This window comes from Nocardioides sp. Bht2 (genome assembly GCF_047308515.1).
Classification (GTDB): Bacteria; Actinomycetota; Actinomycetes; order Propionibacteriales; family Nocardioidaceae; genus Nocardioides.
The window spans coordinates 558,126-574,261 of sequence record NZ_JBLBWI010000001.1 but is presented as its reverse complement, the minus strand read 5'-3'; the positions used below and the strand labels follow the sequence as shown (position 1 = coordinate 574,261).

At 66.9% G+C, this 16,136-nt stretch carries 16 protein-coding genes and 1 tRNA gene; 11 read left to right on the top strand and 6 right to left on the bottom strand.

The features are described from left to right. The first annotated feature begins 67 nt into the window (after nt 1–67). From ACLM5J_RS02740 to ACLM5J_RS02730, 3 genes are all read left to right on the top strand, one after another. Nucleotides 68–143 (top strand) — tRNA-Thr (locus ACLM5J_RS02740). A 951-nt stretch (nt 144–1,094) separates the two neighbouring features. After that, the gene (locus tag ACLM5J_RS02735) at nt 1,095–1,325 is read left to right on the top strand and encodes a hypothetical protein (RefSeq protein ID WP_413654467.1); all 231 of its coding nucleotides are present in this window, start codon (nt 1,095–1,097) and stop codon (nt 1,323–1,325) included. Further along, nucleotides 1,322–1,717, top strand: a complete 396-nt coding sequence (locus ACLM5J_RS02730) for a TA system VapC family ribonuclease toxin (RefSeq protein ID WP_413654466.1) — start codon at nt 1,322–1,324, stop codon at nt 1,715–1,717. Before ACLM5J_RS02735 ends, ACLM5J_RS02730 begins: the two co-directional genes overlap by 4 nt. A 35-nt stretch (nt 1,718–1,752) precedes the next feature. Here ACLM5J_RS02730 and ACLM5J_RS02725 read toward each other — a convergent pair whose 3' ends face one another. Both ACLM5J_RS02725 and ACLM5J_RS02720 read right to left on the bottom strand, forming a co-directional pair. After that, a complete protein-coding gene (locus tag ACLM5J_RS02725) occupies nt 1,753–2,547 on the bottom strand; it encodes a CPBP family intramembrane glutamic endopeptidase (RefSeq protein WP_413654465.1) in 795 nt (264 codons plus the stop codon). Continuing rightward, a complete protein-coding gene (locus tag ACLM5J_RS02720; protein WP_413654464.1) occupies nt 2,544–2,879 on the bottom strand; it encodes a cupin domain-containing protein in 336 nt (111 codons plus the stop codon). The genes ACLM5J_RS02725 and ACLM5J_RS02720 overlap by 4 nt, the downstream gene beginning before the upstream one ends. A 195-nt stretch (nt 2,880–3,074) precedes the next feature. On the opposite strand from ACLM5J_RS02720, the gene ACLM5J_RS02715 reads away from it, so the two are divergent. The 7 genes from ACLM5J_RS02715 (at nt 3,075) to ACLM5J_RS02685 (ending at nt 12,732) form a co-directional block, all read left to right on the top strand. Further along, the gene (locus ACLM5J_RS02715; RefSeq protein WP_413654463.1) at nt 3,075–6,809 is read left to right on the top strand and encodes a nitrate reductase subunit alpha; all 3,735 of its coding nucleotides are present in this window, start codon (nt 3,075–3,077) and stop codon (nt 6,807–6,809) included. Next, nucleotides 6,809–8,503: a nitrate reductase subunit beta gene (narH, locus tag ACLM5J_RS02710; RefSeq protein ID WP_413654462.1), complete on the top strand. Its 1,695-nt coding sequence runs from the start codon at nt 6,809–6,811 to the stop codon at nt 8,501–8,503. The genes ACLM5J_RS02715 and narH overlap by 1 nt, the downstream gene beginning before the upstream one ends. A gap of 5 nt (nt 8,504–8,508) precedes the next feature. Further along, the gene (narJ, locus tag ACLM5J_RS02705) at nt 8,509–9,171 is read left to right on the top strand and encodes a nitrate reductase molybdenum cofactor assembly chaperone (RefSeq protein ID WP_413654461.1); all 663 of its coding nucleotides are present in this window, start codon (nt 8,509–8,511) and stop codon (nt 9,169–9,171) included. Continuing rightward, entirely contained in the window at nt 9,168–9,914 is a 747-nt protein-coding gene (narI, locus tag ACLM5J_RS02700; protein WP_413654460.1) for a respiratory nitrate reductase subunit gamma, read from the top strand. Before narJ ends, narI begins: the two co-directional genes overlap by 4 nt. Further along, the gene (locus ACLM5J_RS02695; RefSeq protein ID WP_413654459.1) at nt 9,911–11,164 is read left to right on the top strand and encodes an MFS transporter; all 1,254 of its coding nucleotides are present in this window, start codon (nt 9,911–9,913) and stop codon (nt 11,162–11,164) included. The genes narI and ACLM5J_RS02695 overlap by 4 nt, the downstream gene beginning before the upstream one ends. Nucleotides 11,165–11,288: 124 nt before the next feature. Continuing rightward, nucleotides 11,289–11,690: a PLDc N-terminal domain-containing protein gene (locus ACLM5J_RS02690; protein ID WP_413654458.1), complete on the top strand. Its 402-nt coding sequence runs from the start codon at nt 11,289–11,291 to the stop codon at nt 11,688–11,690. A gap of 97 nt (nt 11,691–11,787) precedes the next feature. Continuing rightward, nucleotides 11,788–12,732: an alpha/beta hydrolase gene (locus ACLM5J_RS02685; protein ID WP_413654457.1), complete on the top strand. Its 945-nt coding sequence runs from the start codon at nt 11,788–11,790 to the stop codon at nt 12,730–12,732. Between the two features lie 58 nt (nt 12,733–12,790). On the opposite strand, the gene ACLM5J_RS02680 is transcribed toward ACLM5J_RS02685, so the two are convergent. The 3 genes from ACLM5J_RS02680 to ACLM5J_RS02670 form a co-directional block, all read right to left on the bottom strand. Further along, nucleotides 12,791–13,426, bottom strand: coding sequence for a hypothetical protein (locus ACLM5J_RS02680; RefSeq protein WP_413654456.1), 636 nt, complete (start codon nt 13,424–13,426; stop codon nt 12,791–12,793). Between the two features lie 368 nt (nt 13,427–13,794). Then, nucleotides 13,795–14,103: a hypothetical protein gene (locus tag ACLM5J_RS02675; protein ID WP_413654455.1), complete on the bottom strand. Its 309-nt coding sequence runs from the start codon at nt 14,101–14,103 to the stop codon at nt 13,795–13,797. A gap of 102 nt (nt 14,104–14,205) precedes the next feature. Beyond that, a complete protein-coding gene (locus tag ACLM5J_RS02670) occupies nt 14,206–15,126 on the bottom strand; it encodes a LysR family transcriptional regulator (RefSeq protein ID WP_413654454.1) in 921 nt (306 codons plus the stop codon). A 103-nt stretch (nt 15,127–15,229) separates the two neighbouring features. On the opposite strand from ACLM5J_RS02670, the gene ACLM5J_RS02665 reads away from it, so the two are divergent. Beyond that, the gene (locus ACLM5J_RS02665; RefSeq protein WP_413654453.1) at nt 15,230–15,400 is read left to right on the top strand and encodes a hypothetical protein; all 171 of its coding nucleotides are present in this window, start codon (nt 15,230–15,232) and stop codon (nt 15,398–15,400) included. A gap of 9 nt (nt 15,401–15,409) precedes the next feature. On the opposite strand, the gene ACLM5J_RS02660 is transcribed toward ACLM5J_RS02665, so the two are convergent. Further along, complete coding sequence (locus ACLM5J_RS02660) at nt 15,410–16,075, bottom strand: hypothetical protein (RefSeq protein WP_413654452.1); 666 nt, start codon at nt 16,073–16,075, stop codon at nt 15,410–15,412. Between the last annotated feature and the right edge of the window lie 61 nt (nt 16,076–16,136).

Genomic DNA, 16,136 nt, shown 5'->3' with positions numbered 1-16,136 from the left:
TTTCGCGGCACGCCCCGTGAGTCGGTATGCTTCGACGCGCTGACTTTGACACGCTCAACGCCAGCATGCCGCCTTAGCTCAGTCGGTAGAGCGAATCACTCGTAATGATTAGGTCGTCGGTTCAATTCCGACAGGCGGCTCCAGTAAGTCAGGCCCGGTTGCCCTCCTTTGAGGGGCCGGGCCTGCTGCGTTCTGGGCGCTGTGGCGACCGATCTCCGGGGGTGCTGGGTAGGCTCCAGCTTCGGCACCTGGGTCACCCGCACGGTTCCGTGTGCAGGTCGGACGTGGTGAGGAGAGCGGTTCGCAGTGGGTGCTGAACCAGGGTCGGCCGCGGGCCGCGGAACGCAACTGACGAGTTTCTCTCGCGGTGCCTGCTACTGGGTTCTGGTGGCCGCGGCGTCTGCCTCGTACACACTTGCTTTTGAGGTTGGGCCGCGGGAGAGAGGCCAGCTTCTGCTGTCTGGCGTGTTGGCTCTGTTCGTGATTGCGGGGCTGGTGTTGATGGTGGCGACGAGGCCCCGTGAGAGACGGCGGAGGTCGCGAAAGTAGAGGGCATCGCCACCGTGGTCGGTACAGGTTGCCGCGTGGGGCGGCCAGATGAGGGGTGGTTGCGCGCTTCCTTGTTGACGGGTTAGCCCTGGTCGCCTTGATCTACACGATCTTCGTGTCGCGGAAGAAGGTCACGCGACGGGCGATACCCGGACTGGCGCTGGCGTTCGCTGGTCCGCTCGCGTCATACCTTCTCGCCGCAGGCGCGGGCTATCGCGAACAGATCTCGCTGGACCTTGCTTACGCGGCGGTGGTGGCAGCCACTCTGATTCACACCGCGGGTAGGCCGTGGCTGGTTCTTCCGGAGAGTTACCGACAGCCCTCGGCCAACGAAGGAACTGGCCATCGCCCGTGGGGACTCGCAACCATGGTCCTGGCTCTGCTGCTTTACGGAGCACTCGAGTACTTCGTCGGGAATGGGCTCCTCTAGCCAGGCAAGGTCAGGTGGTTGTCGTGTCGTTCGTGTCGCACAGATTGCCTGAGGGTTGGCGGCGGATCTCTGTCGTGGGCTTGTCGCATCGATTTGATGCAGTCATGATGCAGGTATGCGGACCACAGTCGACCTGCCACCCTCGGTGCATCGCCGAGCGAGTGAGCTCGCCAAGGCGCGGCACCAGTCCTTGTCTGCCGTTGTCGCTGAGCTGACGATCCGCGGCCTCGCTGCGCTTGACGAGCCGGTTGAGGTGACGATCGACCCGAGGAGCGGATTCCCGACGATCACCCTCGGGCGTGTGGTCACCTCGGCCGAGGTCGCTGATCTCCTGGATGACGAGTGACGCCGTACCTGCTCGACGCGAACGTTCTGATCGCGTTGGTCATCACCGATCACGAGCACCATGGGAGGGCAACCGACTGGCTCGAGCTGGTCGACCAGGTAGCGCTCTGCCCGATCGTCGAGGGGGCGTTGTTCCGTTTCCTCATCCGGGTCGGCGAAAGCAAAGCAACCGCGCGAGTGATCCTCGATGGGTTGTATGACTCGCCGAGATGCGTGTTCTGGGAGGACTCGCTCTCCTATGCGGACGTCGCTCTCGATCATGTGACGGGACACCGCCAAGTCACCGACGCCTACCTGGCCTCGCTTGCACACCGGAACGGCGCCCGGCTGGCGACGTTCGACCAGGGGCTGGCTCAAGCTCTCCCCGGACGGGTCGAGTTGATCGGCTCGTGAAACCGGGCTTGCTGCCCGCCTGATGTCGTCGCGGCCTAAACGCTGACGGCAGGCTCGATCCGACGTCGTCGCACCAGAATCAGAATTCCGCAGATCAGGTAGGCCAGGATCGCGGCGCCGGCGCCGACGTAGGCCTTCTGGTCGACGAGGATCGCGGTGCTGGTGAGGATGGAGAAGTCGAAGAGGCCGTGGATCACCGAGTTGAGCCAGTTGCTCTGGGCGGCGCGGCGGATCAGGTAGAAGAAGTAGCCGGCGAAGCTGACGGCGATCGCCTGCTGCACCGCTTCTGCACCGCGCGAACCGACGGCGTTGGTCAGGTGCACTGCGCCGAAGACGATGCTCGACCAGAGCGCGACCTTGCCCTCGGTCAGGCCGTGGTCGCGGAGCGTCACCACGCCGATCCCGCGGAACATGCCTTCCTCGCCCCAACCGACCATCTGGGTGGCGATCACCAACACCAGGATGAAGCCGAGGTTCTTGTCGCCGAGCGCGGAGTAGTTGATCGCCAGGGCGATACAGATCAAGAAGATCACCGGGATCGCCCACACCCACCGTTGGACGGGCCTCGCGTCATGGAAGACCTCGCGCCACCAGCCGAGCGCGGCGATCGCGCCGTAGGTGAAGATCAGCGCCAGACCGAGCGGGATCCACAGGGTCAACAGGACGCCGCGGGTGGTGGTCAGCGGATCGTCCCCGACGTCGACCAGGTGCGGCAGCAGCAGCCCGACACCTTGGATGATCGCCAAGTAGATAAGGACGATGAGCGCGAACGCGCGGTACGAGAGCGCGCGCCGTTGCTCAGGGCGGCGCGCCGTAGCGACCTCGCTCATGCGGGGTGCGCTGCCACGCTGAGCAGCACCACTGCGTCGCTCGACGCTGCCAGGTTGTGCCGCTCGGCCGGGATGATCAGGTAGTCGCCGCTTGCGCCTTCCCAAGCCTCGTTCGCGGTCGCCAGCCGTACGCGTCCGGTCAGCACCTGGAGGGTGGCTTCACCGGGGCTCTCATGTTCGCCCAACTCCTGGCCGTCGGCCAAGGCGATCACCGTCTGGCGCAGCGCGAAGTGGTGGTCGGCGTGGATGGAACGCGCTGCTCTCCCCGCGCTTGCGCTGCGGGCGGTTTCCAACAGCTCGTTCGCGAGCTGTTCGAGGTTCACGGACTCCATCGCTGACTCCCTTGTTCGGCAGGCCTGCAGGCGACTATCTGCCACGAGCATGGCACGCCGACGACCGAATGCCGAGAGCGGTCGCGACCGGATTTTCCGCACATGATCAGGACCTTCGGCCTATCGACAACCGGTTCACGACCGCTATGTTGAGGTGACTAGCCATCCACCCCACGCTCGGAGCGAGGTGTGCACGTGCCGGATCCGTCGCCTAATTCAGCAGGCCTGGACGGGCCTGCATCTGATGCGCTGCTCGGCCTCGGCCGCTTCTTCAGCCGCTGGGATGAGACTGCTGACAACCGTGCGGTCTTCCGCGAAGGTGGGCGTGCTGGAGATGTCTTCTACCGAGATCGGTGGAGCCACGACAAGGTGGTGCGATCCACCCACGGGGTGAACTGCACCGGGTCCTGTTCGTGGAAGGTCTACGTCAAAGACGGAATCATCACCTGGGAGGCGCAGCAGACCGACTATCCCTCAGTCGGCCCCGACCGCCCCGAGTACGAGCCCCGTGGATGTCCACGGGGCGCTGCTTTTTCTTGGTACACCTACTCCCCGACGCGGGTCCGTTATCCCTACGTACGTGGGGTTCTGCTGGAGATGTACCGCGAGGCACGGTCCCGGCTCGGCGACCCGGTGCTGGCCTGGGCGGAGATCACCGGCGACCCGGCGAAACGGCGTCGCTATCAACAGGCCCGCGGCAAAGGCGGCCTGGTCCGTTCCACCTGGGACGAAGCGTTGGAGATCACCGCCGCCGCCCACGTCCACACCATCAAGACCTACGGTCCGGACCGGGTCGCCGGCTTCTCGCCGATCCCCGCTATGTCGATGGTGTCGCACTGCGTCGGGACCCGCTTCATCCAACTGATCGGCGGGGTGATGACCTCGTTCTACGACTGGTACGCCGATCTCCCGGTCGCCAGTCCCCAGGTCTTCGGCGATCAGACCGACGTCCCTGAGTCCGGAGACTGGTGGGACGCCACCTACCTGATGATGTGGGGCTCCAACGTCCCCGTCACCCGGACGCCGGACGCGCACTGGATGGCCGAGGTGCGCTACCGCGGCACGAAGGTCGTCACGGTCAGCCCCGACTACGCCGACAACACCAAATTCGCCGACGAGTGGATGCCTGCCCAGGCAGGGACCGACGCCGCGCTGGGGATGGCGATGGGCCATGTCGTGCTGAAGGAACACTTCGTTGACCGGCAGACGCCGTTCTTCCACGACTACGTACGCAGCTACACCGACCTCCCGTTCCTGATCCAACTCGAGGAGCACCAGAGTGGGGACGGACCCGCGACCTTCGTCCCCGGCAAGTTCCTCACCGCCGCCGACCTCGGCAGCACCGCCGACGAGGACGCCTGGAAGACCGTCATCCTCGACGACGCCACCGGCGAACCAGTGGTGCCCAACGGATCTCTCGGATTCCGCTACGCCGAGTCCGGGGTGGGCCGGTGGAACCTCGACCTGGAAGGCGTGGTGCCGGCGCTGACGATGCTGGGCGACGGCGCCGAAGCCGTCGAACTTCTGCTTCCCGCCTTCGTCGAGGCGGACGGCTCCGGGTCGGTGCTGCGCCGTGGCGTTCCCGCACGCCGGGTCGGCGGTCGGTTGGTGACCACGGTGCTCGACCTGATGCTCGCCCAGTACGGCGTCGGCCGCGACCTCGACGGCGTCCCGTTGCCGGGGGAGTGGGCGGCGGGCTACGACGACGCGACGACGCCGTACACGCCGGCCTGGCAGGAGGAGATCACCAGCGTCCCCGCCGAGCAGTGCCTGCGAGTGGCGCGGGAGTTCGCGACCAACGCGGAGGAGTCCGGCGGACGCTCGATGATCATAATGGGCGCCGGTATCTGCCAGTGGTTCCACGGCGACGCGACCTACCGCTCGATCCTCGCCCTGCTGATGCTCACCGGCTGTCTGGGGCGCAACGGTGGTGGCTGGGCGCACTACGTGGGGCAGGAGAAGTGCCGCCCGATCACCGGTTGGCTCTCGCTGGCAAACGCCCTGGACTGGTCGCGCCCGCCGCGGACGATGCCGGGCACCTCGTACTGGTACATGCACACCGGCCAGTGGCGCAACGACGGCTACTCGGCCGACTCGCTCGCCTCGCCGCTGGCCCAGGGGCACCTGACGGGCAAGCACACCGCCGACACGATCGCCGAGTCGGCGCGGATGGGGTGGATGCCGTTTTACCCGCAGTTCTCCGCCAACCCGCTCGACGTCGCTGAGCAGGCCGACGAGGCCGTCTCGTCAGGTGCGGCCGCCGACGTGGGGTCGTACGTCGCCCAGCGGCTCCACGACGGCTCCCTCGAACCCGCCATCGCCGACGTCGACGCTCCGCAGAACTGGCCGCGCACGTTGATGCTGTGGCGCTCCAACCTGATGGGCTCCTCCGCGAAGGGTAACGAGTACTTCCTCAAACATCTGCTCGGCACCCACTCGAACGTGATGGGGAGCGAGAACCCCAACGCCCCCAGGCCGGGTGAGGTCCGCTGGCACGAGGAGGCACCCGAGGGGAAGCTGGATCTGCTGGTCTCCGCCGACTTCCGGATGACCTCCACGACCCTGCTCTCCGACGTCGTCCTGCCCGCTGCCACCTGGTACGAGAAGCACGATCTCTCCTCCACCGACATGCATCCGTTCGTGCACGCCTTCACCCCGGCGATCGACCCGCCCTGGCAGGCGAAGACGGACTTCGAACTCTTTCACCAGTTGGCGAAACGGCTCTCGGCGATGGCTGTCGAACACCTCGGGGTGCGCCGCGATCTGGTCAGTGTCCCGATGCAGCACGACACCCCCGGCCAGACCGCCCAGCCTGCTGGCCGGGTGATGGATTGGAAGGTCACCGAGAAGCCTGGCGTCCCAGGCCGGAACTCTCCTGTCTTCTCCGTCGTCGAGCGCGACTACACCGCGATCGCCGACAAGCTGGCCACCGTCGGTCCGCTCGCGGACTCGGCCGGTTTCACGATCAAGAACGTGACCTACCGCCTGGAAGAACAGGTGGATCGCCTTGCTGCGAAGAACGGCGTGATGCTCGGCGGCGCCGGCGACGGCCGCCCTGCGCTCGACACCGACGCCAAGCTCGCCGAAGCGATCCTGATGTTCTCCGGCACCACCAACGGAGAGCTCGCCGTGCAAGGGTTCCGGACCTTGGAGAAACGGGTCGGCCGCCGGTTGGCCGACCTGGCCGAAGGTTCGGAGGAGAAGCGGATCACCTTCGCCGACACCCAGCAGGCACCGGTCCCGGTGATCACCTCGCCGGAGTGGTCGGGCTCGGAGACCGGCGGACGCCGGTACGCCCCGTTCACGGTCAACATCGAACGCCTCAAACCGTTCCACACCCTCACCGGGCGGATGCACTTCTTCCTCGACCACGACTGGATGTCGGATCTGGGAGAAGGACTCCCGACTTACCGGCCACCGCTCGACATGCATCGGCTCTTCGGGGAGCCCCGGTTCGGCCCGGACGGCGCCGCCCAGGTGACGGTGCGCTATCTGACCCCGCACTCCAAGTGGTCGATCCACTCCGAGTACCAGGACAACCTCCTGATGCTGTCGCTCTCCCGCGGTGGGCCGACGGTCTGGATGAGCCCGATCGACGCGGACGCGATCGAGGTCAAGGACAACGACTGGGTGGAGTGCGTGAACGCCAACGGTGTGCTGGTCGCCCGCGCGATCGTCACCCACCGGATGCCTGCCGGCGTCGTCTACGTACACCATGCGCAGGAACGCACGATCGACGTCCCGAAGTCGGAGGCGACCGGGCGGCGCGGTGGGATCCACAACTCGGTGACCCGGCTACTGGTCAAGCCGAGCCACTTGATCGGTGGCTACGGACAGCTCAGCTACGCCTTCAACTATCTCGGGCCGACCGGAAACCAACGCGACATGGTGGCCACGGTGCGGCGGCGTTCCCAGGAGGTGCAGTACTGATGGCGACTCCTACCCGGATCATGGCGCAGGTCGCGATGGTGATGAACCTCGACAAGTGCATCGGTTGCCAGACCTGCTCGGTGACCTGCAAGCAGGCCTGGACCAACCGGGCCGGTACTGAGTACATCTGGTTCAACAACGTGGAGACCCGGCCCGGCCAGGGCTATCCCCGGCGCTACGAGGACCAGGACCGTTGGCGGGGAGGGTGGGAACTCAACAACAGCGGACGTCTCAAGCTCAAGGCGGGCGGACGGCTCCGCAAACTGTTCGGCATCTTCGCGAGCCCGGTGCAGCCCGAGCTCTCCGACTACTACGAGCCCTGGACCTACGACTACCGGACGCTGGTCGACGCCCCGCTCGGCGACGACTTCCCGGTGGCCCGGCCCAAGTCGTTGATCACCGGCAAGGACACCAAGGTGACCTGGTCGGCCAACTGGGACGACAACCTGGCCGGCGCCCCCGAGTACGGACACCTCGATCCGATCGTGGAGAAGGTGCGCCGTGACTCGGAGGAGAAGATCAAGTTCGAGCTCGAGAAGACCTTCATGTTCTACCTGCCTCGGATCTGCGAGCACTGCCTCAATCCGTCCTGCATGGCTTCGTGCCCTTCGGGGGCGATCTACAAGCGCTCGGAGGACGGCATCGTCCTCGTCGACCAGGACCGGTGCCGGGGATGGCGCCAGTGCATCACGGGTTGTCCGTACAAGAAGATCTACTTCAACCACAAGTCAGGCAAGGCAGAGAAATGCACCTTCTGCTATCCGCGGGTCGAGGTGGGCCTGCCGACCGTCTGCGCGGAGACCTGTGTCGGTCGGCTCCGCTACATCGGAGTGGTCCTCTACGACGCTGACGCCGTCACCGCAGCGGCGGCGACCGCCGACGAGAAGCAGCTCTACCAGGCGCAGCTCGACCTGATGCTCGACCCGAACGACCCCGGCGTGATCGCGGCGGCCCGAGCTGCCGGTATCCCCGACGACTGGATGACAGCGGCCCGTCGTTCGCCGGTCTACGCGTTGGCGAAGACCTACGGCGTGGCGCTCCCGTTGCATCCGGAGTACCGGACGATGCCCATGGTCTGGTACGTCCCGCCGCTCTCGCCGGTGGTGGATCTCCTTACCGAGCAGGGACATGACGCTGAGGCGGCCGGGAACCTCTTCGGTGCGATCGAAGCGCTGCGGATCCCGGTCGAGTATCTCGCCGAGCTCTTCACCGCCGGCGACACCGCGATCGTCACCGACGTACTCCGCAAGCTCGCCGCGATGCGCTCCTACCTGCGAGGCATCAACCTCGGGCGTGAACCTGATGCCTCCATCCCAGCCAGCGTGGGGATGAGCGAGGAGGCGCTCTACGAGATGTATCGGTTGATGGCGATCGCCAAGTACGAGGACCGCTACGTGATCCCCACCGCCCACGTCGAGGACGCGCACCGCCTGGAGGAGATCGGCTGTTCCCTCGATTTCGACGAAGGCCCTGGGATGTACGAGTCCGGGCCGTTCGGTGAGGCGAGTGGGGGCCCGGTGCCGGTCGCAGTGGAGACCTTCACCGCGCTGCGGCAACGGCAGACGGGGGACGACGCCGCGTCGACCGAGGAACTGCGGGCTCGCGTCAACCTCCTGAACTGGGACGGCAACGGCAGCCCACCGGGTCTCTTCCCGCAACGCACCGACGACTCCCGTCCGGCCCAGGAGGGGTGAAGGCGATGCGCGCCCGTTCTCAACGTCTCCGTGCCGAGCGTCGTCAGCAGAACCGGGTGCTGCATCAGGTCGCGGCGTGGTGCCTGAGTTACCCCGACGAGCAACTCCTCGACCAGCTCCCGTTACTGCAAGCCGCTCTCGGGGAGATCGCGGTCGACGACCGCGGTCTGAGTGACCTTCTCGAACTGCTGGGACGGCGCCCGCTCGAGGATTCCCAACGTGCCTACGTCGAACTGTTCGACCTGGACCGCAAGCACGCGCTGCACCTCTCCTACTGGACCGACGGCGACACCCGGAGGCGCGGCGAGGCGCTGGCCGGCTTCAAGAGCGTCTACCGCGACTCCGGGTTCCTGGTCCGCACCGGCGGCGAGCTGCCCGACCACCTGTGCCTGGTCCTGGAGTTCGCAGCCGTGGTCGATCCTGAGGCCGGTAGTGCTCTGCTCCAGCAGTACCGGGCCAGCCTGGAGCTGCTGCGGTTGGGCCTGATCGAGGCCGGATCTCCTTACGCGGCAGCACTCTCCGCCGTCTGCTCGACGTTGCCGGGCGCGTCGCCGACAGACCGGGCGGCGGCGATGGCGCTGCACGGTCCGCCGCCTACCGAGACGGTCGGCCTGGAGCCCTTCGACCCGCGGTTGCTCCCGATGCTGGATACGGAGGTGCGCTCGTGAACACCGTGCTCTGGGGTGTCCTGCCCTATCTGTCGTTGGCGATCCTCGTCGGCGGCACGATCTGGCGCTATCGCTACGACAAGTTCGGCTGGACCACCCGCTCCTCACAGCTGTACGAGTCGCGGTTGCTGCGGATCGGATCGCCGATGTTCCACATCGGCATCCTAGTGGTCTTCATCGGGCACGTCGGTGGTCTGGTGATCCCCGAGTCGTGGACCGAAGCGGTCGGGATCAGCGAGGGGATCTACCACTTCAACGCCTTGTTCTTCGGGGGGATCGCCGGCGTCCTCACCCTGGGCGGCCTGCTGATCCTGATCTACCGGCGCCGCACCACCGGACCGGTCTTCATGGCGACCACCCGCAACGACAAGTTGATGTACGTCCTCCTGGTCTCCGCGATCGCCTTGGGGCTATGGACCACTCTGGTCGCCGTCGGTGCGGGCCACGAGGCCCACAACTACCGGGAGACGGTCTCGCCCTGGTTCCGGTCGCTCTTCACACTGCGCCCCGACGTCGAGGCGATGGCAGCCGCTCCGGTGCAGTTCCATCTGCACGTGTTGATCGCGTTGACGCTCTTCGCCGTCTGGCCGTTCACCCGGCTGGTGCACGCCTTCACCGCACCGGTCCACTACCTCTTCCGTCCCTACATCGTCTATCGAAGCCGCGATCGCCGCCAGGGCAGTCGCCCCACCCCGTCCGGGTGGAGCCCGGTCGGCACGAGTGACAGGGAGCGCAGGCCATGACCCGAACACCGACAGAGACCGAAGGGCTCGCCCCGGCGTCGCTCCACGGCGGAGGCAAGAACCTGGCGCTGGCCACACTCGCCTTCACGGTCAGCTTCTGGGCATGGAACGTGATCGGCCCGCTCGGCGTCCGGTACGCCGCCGACCTCGACCTCACCAGCAACGAGAAGTCCCTGCTCGTCGCGATACCGGTCCTCGTCGGCTCGCTCGGCAGGATCCTCGCCGGTGCCCTTACCGACCGACTCGGCGGCCGGTTGATGTTCCCGATCCTGCTGGTGCTCTCGGCGCCGTTCGTGTTGCTGGTCGCGATCGCGGGCCGCAACGACTCTTATCCTCTGCTGCTGATCTTCGGCTTCTTCCTCGGCATCGCCGGAACCACCTTCGCGGTCGGTATCCCGTTCGTGAACGCCTGGTACGAGGCGAACCGTCGCGGCTTCGCGACCGGTGTCTTCGGAGCCGGCATGGGCGGGACGGCGTTGTCGGCCTTCTTCACTCCACGCTTCGTGGACTGGTTCGGTTACCTGGCCACCCACATCATCGTCGCGGTGGGCCTGCTGGTCACGGCGGCGATCTGTTGGGTGGCGATGCGTGACTCGCCGCGCTGGAGCGCGAACCACGATCCGGTGGCGCCGAAGCTGATGGCTGCGCTCCGGTTACCGGTGACCTGGAAGATGTCCTTCCTCTACGCGGTCGCCTTCGGCGGGTTCGTCGCCTTCTCGACCTACCTACCGACCTATCTCAAGGACATCTACGAGTTCGACCTGACCGGGGCGGGTACCCGCACCGCCGGCTTCGCACTGGCTGCGGTGCTGGCGCGGCCGTTGGGCGGCGTCTTCGCGGACCGGATCGGCCCGCGCAACGTCGTCGCCATCTCCTTGGCCGGGACGATGGTGCTCGCGGTGGTGGTCGCCTTCGAGCCGCCGATCGAGGTGCCGGCCGGTGCCGCCTTCATCGCTCTCGCCTTCTTCCTCGGCCTCGGTACCGGCGGCGTCTTCGCCTGGGTCGCGGCGCTGGCGCCGCCGGAGCGGGTCGGCGCGGTGACCGGTCTGGTCGGTGCCGCCGGTGGTTTGGGGGGCTTCTTCCCGCCGCTGGTGATGGGCGCGACCTACCAGGTGGCGTTCGACGGCTACGGCCTCGGACTCGCCCTGCTCGCCGTCGTCGCGGCCGGAGCACTCGCCTTCGCCTGGTTCGCAGTGGAGGCGGCCGGGCGTCGGGCGGCGTCGGGATTCTCGACCGGTTCTAGGCCCTAAGTCCCTTCCCGTGCCCCGGCGCGGTGCCTAACGTAAGAGAAGAAATGGGTACGCACACGTCGGTGCGGATGCAAGTTGTCCGAGTCGCGGTGTGATGCCCGATCCATCGGGGAAAGGACGCACTATGCCGGACTATTGGTCATCGATCTGGGACACCATCTGGTGGGCCCTCACCATCTTCGTCTTCATCGCCTACCTGATCGCGCTCTTCTCGATCATCGGCGACCTGCTGCGCGATCGTGAGCTGAAGGGGATCGCCAAGGCGGTCTGGCTGATCTTCCTGGTCTTCCTGCCGTTCCTGACGGCGCTCGCCTACCTGATCTTCCGCGGGGCGGGGATGGCCGAGCGTTCGGTCCGGCAGCAGCGTGCTGCACAGCACGCGTTCGACGACTACGTGAAGTCGGTGGCGGGTGGCCCGGCCGCCGAGATCGCCTCCGCCAAGGAGTTGCTCGACCAGGGCACGATCACCCAGGCCGAGTTCGACCAGATCAAGCAGGCAGCGCTGGGCAAGGCGTACCAATCCTGAGCTGAGCCGGCCGACTCAGCGGGATCGGGTGTGTCCTGGTGCACATCCGATCGCTACTTTGGGCGAGTCATTGTTGGCCTGTGTCCAAGGAGTCACGTTGCCCGAGCCTCGCCCGACGTTCCCGCCGCCGTCCAGCATCAGTCCTGAGGCGCAGGCCGTGCTGGCCGCCACGGGTGGCTACACCCTTCAGCCGCACCCGGCTCTCGACGACGTCGCGGGCTGGGAGCGGTGGGTCGAGGCCGCCGACGGGCCGTTGCGCGAGATGCTCGGTGGCTTCCAGCTCTCCGACGACGTCATGCGCCGTTCCGAGTTCGAGATCGACGGAGTCACCACCCACGTGCTGCACCCTGTCGGCGTCCCCGACGACGCCCCGATCGTTCTCGAACTGCACGGCGGCGGTCTGATCCTGTGCGGCGGCGAGCTGTCCTGGAAGATGACCGCGGCGCGTGCGGCCGAGCGCCCCGCGATCACCTGGGTGCCGGACTACCGGATGCCGCCCAAGCACCGGTTCCCGGTGGCGCTCGAGGACTGCCTGGCCGTCTACCGCCGAGCGCTCGCCGAGCGTGATCCGAGTCGACTCGCGGTCAGCGGGGCCTCGGCCGGCGGCAACCTGGCCGCCGCCTTGATGCTGCGCGCCAAGGACGATGGGCTGCCACTGCCCGCCGCGCTGATCCTGATGACACCCGAGCTCGACCTCACCGAGTCCGGGGACACCTTCGCCACGCTGCTCGGCATCGACCAACTCGGTCTGCTCGCCGTCGTCAACGAGCTCTACGCCGACGGCCAGGACCTGACCCAGCCCTACCTCTCCCCGCTCTTCGGTGATGTGACCGACTTTCCGCCGACCTTCCTGCAGAGCGGAACCCGCGATCTCTACCTCTCCAACACCGTGCGGATGCACCGCAAACTGCTCGACGCCGGGGTGCCCGTCGAGCTGCGGGTGATGGAGGCCGGCCTGCACGGCGGGTTCGGTGGCCGGACCCCCGAGGATCGGGTGATCAACGCTGACATGCTGGCCTTCCTGGCCGAGCATCTCACCTGAGGGCGCCCGCTCAATGCGACCTCAGCGCTGGGTTTTGCGGCCGAAGGCGACGCTGAGCTCACATTGAGTTGGTGAGCTGCGGGGAGACGGTGCGCAGATAACCCTGCCGCCAGCAGCTGTGGATGATCACCACGGCCAGGACGACGCCGATCATCCCGAGACCGAGGTCGCCGAGGGTGTCGCGGTAGGCGCCGCGACGCTCCGAGGAGGTGGCGATGAAGGCGTAGTACTCGGCGATCTCCCACAGGATCGCCGCGGTACCGCCGACGGCGAGCCCGCGCTCGAGGATCGGCCAGAACTGGGTGGTCGGCGCCATCGTGAGCAGGATGAACGCCGCAGCCAGGATGCCGAGGTTGATGAAGTGCATCCAGTCGTCGAACCAGTAGATCGAGTCGTAGAGATCCATCCGGTTACCGAGGATGTCGGTGAAGCAGGTGAGGGTGATCAGGGTGTCGGCCAGCCACGGGAACGACGCCCGCTCGCGCCAGAAGGCGTACCAGATCGCGGGCACCGTGAAGGCGAGCATCGGATACCCGACGGCGCGCAGCCCGGCTGCCTTGTCCTCCATGTTCCCGATCTCGGGATAGATCACGGCGGTCGCCAGCATCAGCAGCAGCGAGGCCTTCGCCGTGACGTTCACAGCGCGCAGAACCTGAGGGGTGGGATAGCGGGTGGCGGCGACCGCGTCGACCATGGGCACTGTCCTCGTTTCCACTCTTCTGCACACCGTCTGGCTGATCTGTCAGCCACTCAGGTGCTTGTTCGCGCCCTGAGACGGCCCTCGCTCGCCATGTGGGTTGCGAGCGAGGACCTGGAGTCGGCACTCAGGGGCGCGGCCGACTCCGTCGGATACCTTAGCGAATCGGACAAAGATTTCGGGATTCATTGCGCCGGTCCAGACCGGCGATCCAAAATTCTCAGACTGCTTTTCGCGGGTTGGCACCGCGGGTACTGTGGTGAATGCCCCGCAGGTGACCCGAGACGCCTGCGGGGCATTCACATTTCTGGCCTCCGTCGGCTTCGACCCGGTGGACCAGGGGTCGGAGGCTCAGTTGAGCGGGCTCAGGCCTGCTCGAGGTCCTCGTCGGAGAGGAAGTCGATGGCGACCTGGAGCAGCTGAACAGCCATCTCCGGGTCGAGGCCACCGAGCATGATCTTGAGGCCGAGGTCGGCCTCCGGGTCGAGCTCCCACTCGCCGGCGTCGGACGCGGTGTCGGGCATCTCGACCAGGGCGATGTGCAGACCGGGCTGGTCGAAGGAGACCTCCGCCTGGTGCGTCCCGTTCTCGTCGGCGAGGGCCTGGGCAGCCACGCTGATGGTGAGGTCCTCGGTGCCGTCGTGGTCGTGGTCGTGATCGTGGTCGTGCGACATGGCTGCTCCAAGTTTTGGGGTGGGAACGTTCGCGCCCGACATTACGGCAGCAGTGGGTGGTGCCGTCGACCTGGACGGCGTGCCTTCACTCCAGGAGCTGGGTCACTCGACGGGGTCGGTCATGGAACGGATCCGGCGGGTGGCGAGTTCGATCATCAGCGAAGCGGCAGGGGAGAGGACCGCGCCAGCCCGATGGACGATCGCCAACGGGTCGTAGAGCCGGGGCCGGATCGAAACGAACCCGGCCTCGGGGGCGAGCCGAGGGAGGAGTTGTTCGGCGATGGCGCGATGGGTGATCGAGTCGGCGAGCCCCATGCCGACGAGCTCGACGGCGGTCTCGACGTCCTCGACCTCGATCCGGGTCGACGGGTTGAGTCCGGACTCGTGGAGCATCCGCCGGACCAGGAGCCGGGTCGAGTCTTCGTTGCGGAAGGTCGAGTCGGGCATCACCAGGGCGGCGCCGGCGATCGCCTTGGCGGTCACCGGGCGACGGAGACGTTCGGGGTCGGCGCTGATGTACACGAGCTCGGAACGGGCGACCGGGGTGACCACGAGCCCCTCGCTGGTCACCTGCGGGACGGCGATCAGTGCGGCTTCGAGGTGCCCACGGCGGAGTTGGTCGAGTACCTCGGTGGAGTTCGTGCCGATCAGCTCGACCCGGACGCCGGGGTGACGTTCCAGGACGTCGGCGATCAGCGCGGCGCCGGCGTACCACCGCACCGCGCCGAAGATGCCGAACCTGATCGTGCCGGTCTCCAGGGAGCGGACCCGTTGCATCGCTTCCTGGGTCTCGCGGGCGGCGGCGATGGTCTTCTCGGCGAAAGGCTGCAGGGCGACGCCGGCCTCGGTGAGCACGACGCCGCGACCGACCCGGACGAAGAGGGTGACGCCGAGGGAGCGTTCCAGGCCACGGATCTGCTCGGAGATGCTGGGCTGGGAGTAGCCGAGGGCATCGGCGGCCGCGGTCAGCGAGCCGTGCTCGACCGTAGCCAGGAAGCAACGGAGCTGATGCAGCGAATGCATAGGGTTTTCCTTTGGCTCACCTAGGAAAGAAAGCCTACCCCTATCGGTAATCCGAGGGGATCATAGAAACGTAAACAAAGTCCTGTCCAGAGGGAGGTCCCCGATGTTCGTCCACCACTGTTCTGCCTGTGACCGTCGGCAGCTGATCTTCCCGAGCCAGATCAAGGGCACCGCTGAACTGGCCGGCGAACCCGGCCTCGCGTTCACTTGCTGGTGCGGTTCCGAGCAGGTCTGGCTCCTGGGCCGGAAGATCTCCGCCGCAGCCGCTGCCTGAGGCTCGACGTCAGCCGTCGGCCTCTTCGACGAAGTGCGGATCGGCCAACAGGTACTGCGTGATCGGGCCGTCGGCCTCGCGGTTGTGTGGGCGGACCGGCTCGGGCACCATCCTGCCTTCGGTGGTGTCCCAGAACTTGTCGACCTGGACGCAGATCCGCCGCGCGACCCGTCCTGGCACACCGCGATGGGGTACGTACGGGTGCGGGCGCGTCGGTGCCCGGAGTTCGGCACGGTAGAGCGCCATCGCCAGTTCGTCGGCCTGATCGTCGCTGAGCGTCGTCGCGAGTTGCGTGACCACACTGTCTTCGCAACGCCAATAGTCGGCGAACCGTTCGTCCACCTCGCTCCAGACGGCCGGCCAGGTGAGCCGGACCGCGTGGGCCTCGCCGTAGAGCTTCGCCTTGGTGCGGGCCAGCGCGATCTCGAGGTTGTGCCCCGCGACGCGTAGTGCCCGGATCTGCTCCTCGTCGCCCTGGTGGCGATGGGCAGCCTGGGGGAGCAGGTGCGTGGCGGCGGCGACATGCCGTGAGGTGCTCGCCAAGAAGGTGTCGATCGCCGGGAAGCGATCGCGCGGCCGTTCGCGGCTGGGCTGCGCGTGAGCGGCCTGATCCAACCGGTCCGCGAGTACGTCGTGGGTCTGCTGGGTGCTGCGTTCGAGCGTGTTGTGGGTCATTGAGATCGCCTCCGAGGATGTGGCGGAATCACCACTTCCAGAGTGCTCCGCGGCCGGGCGC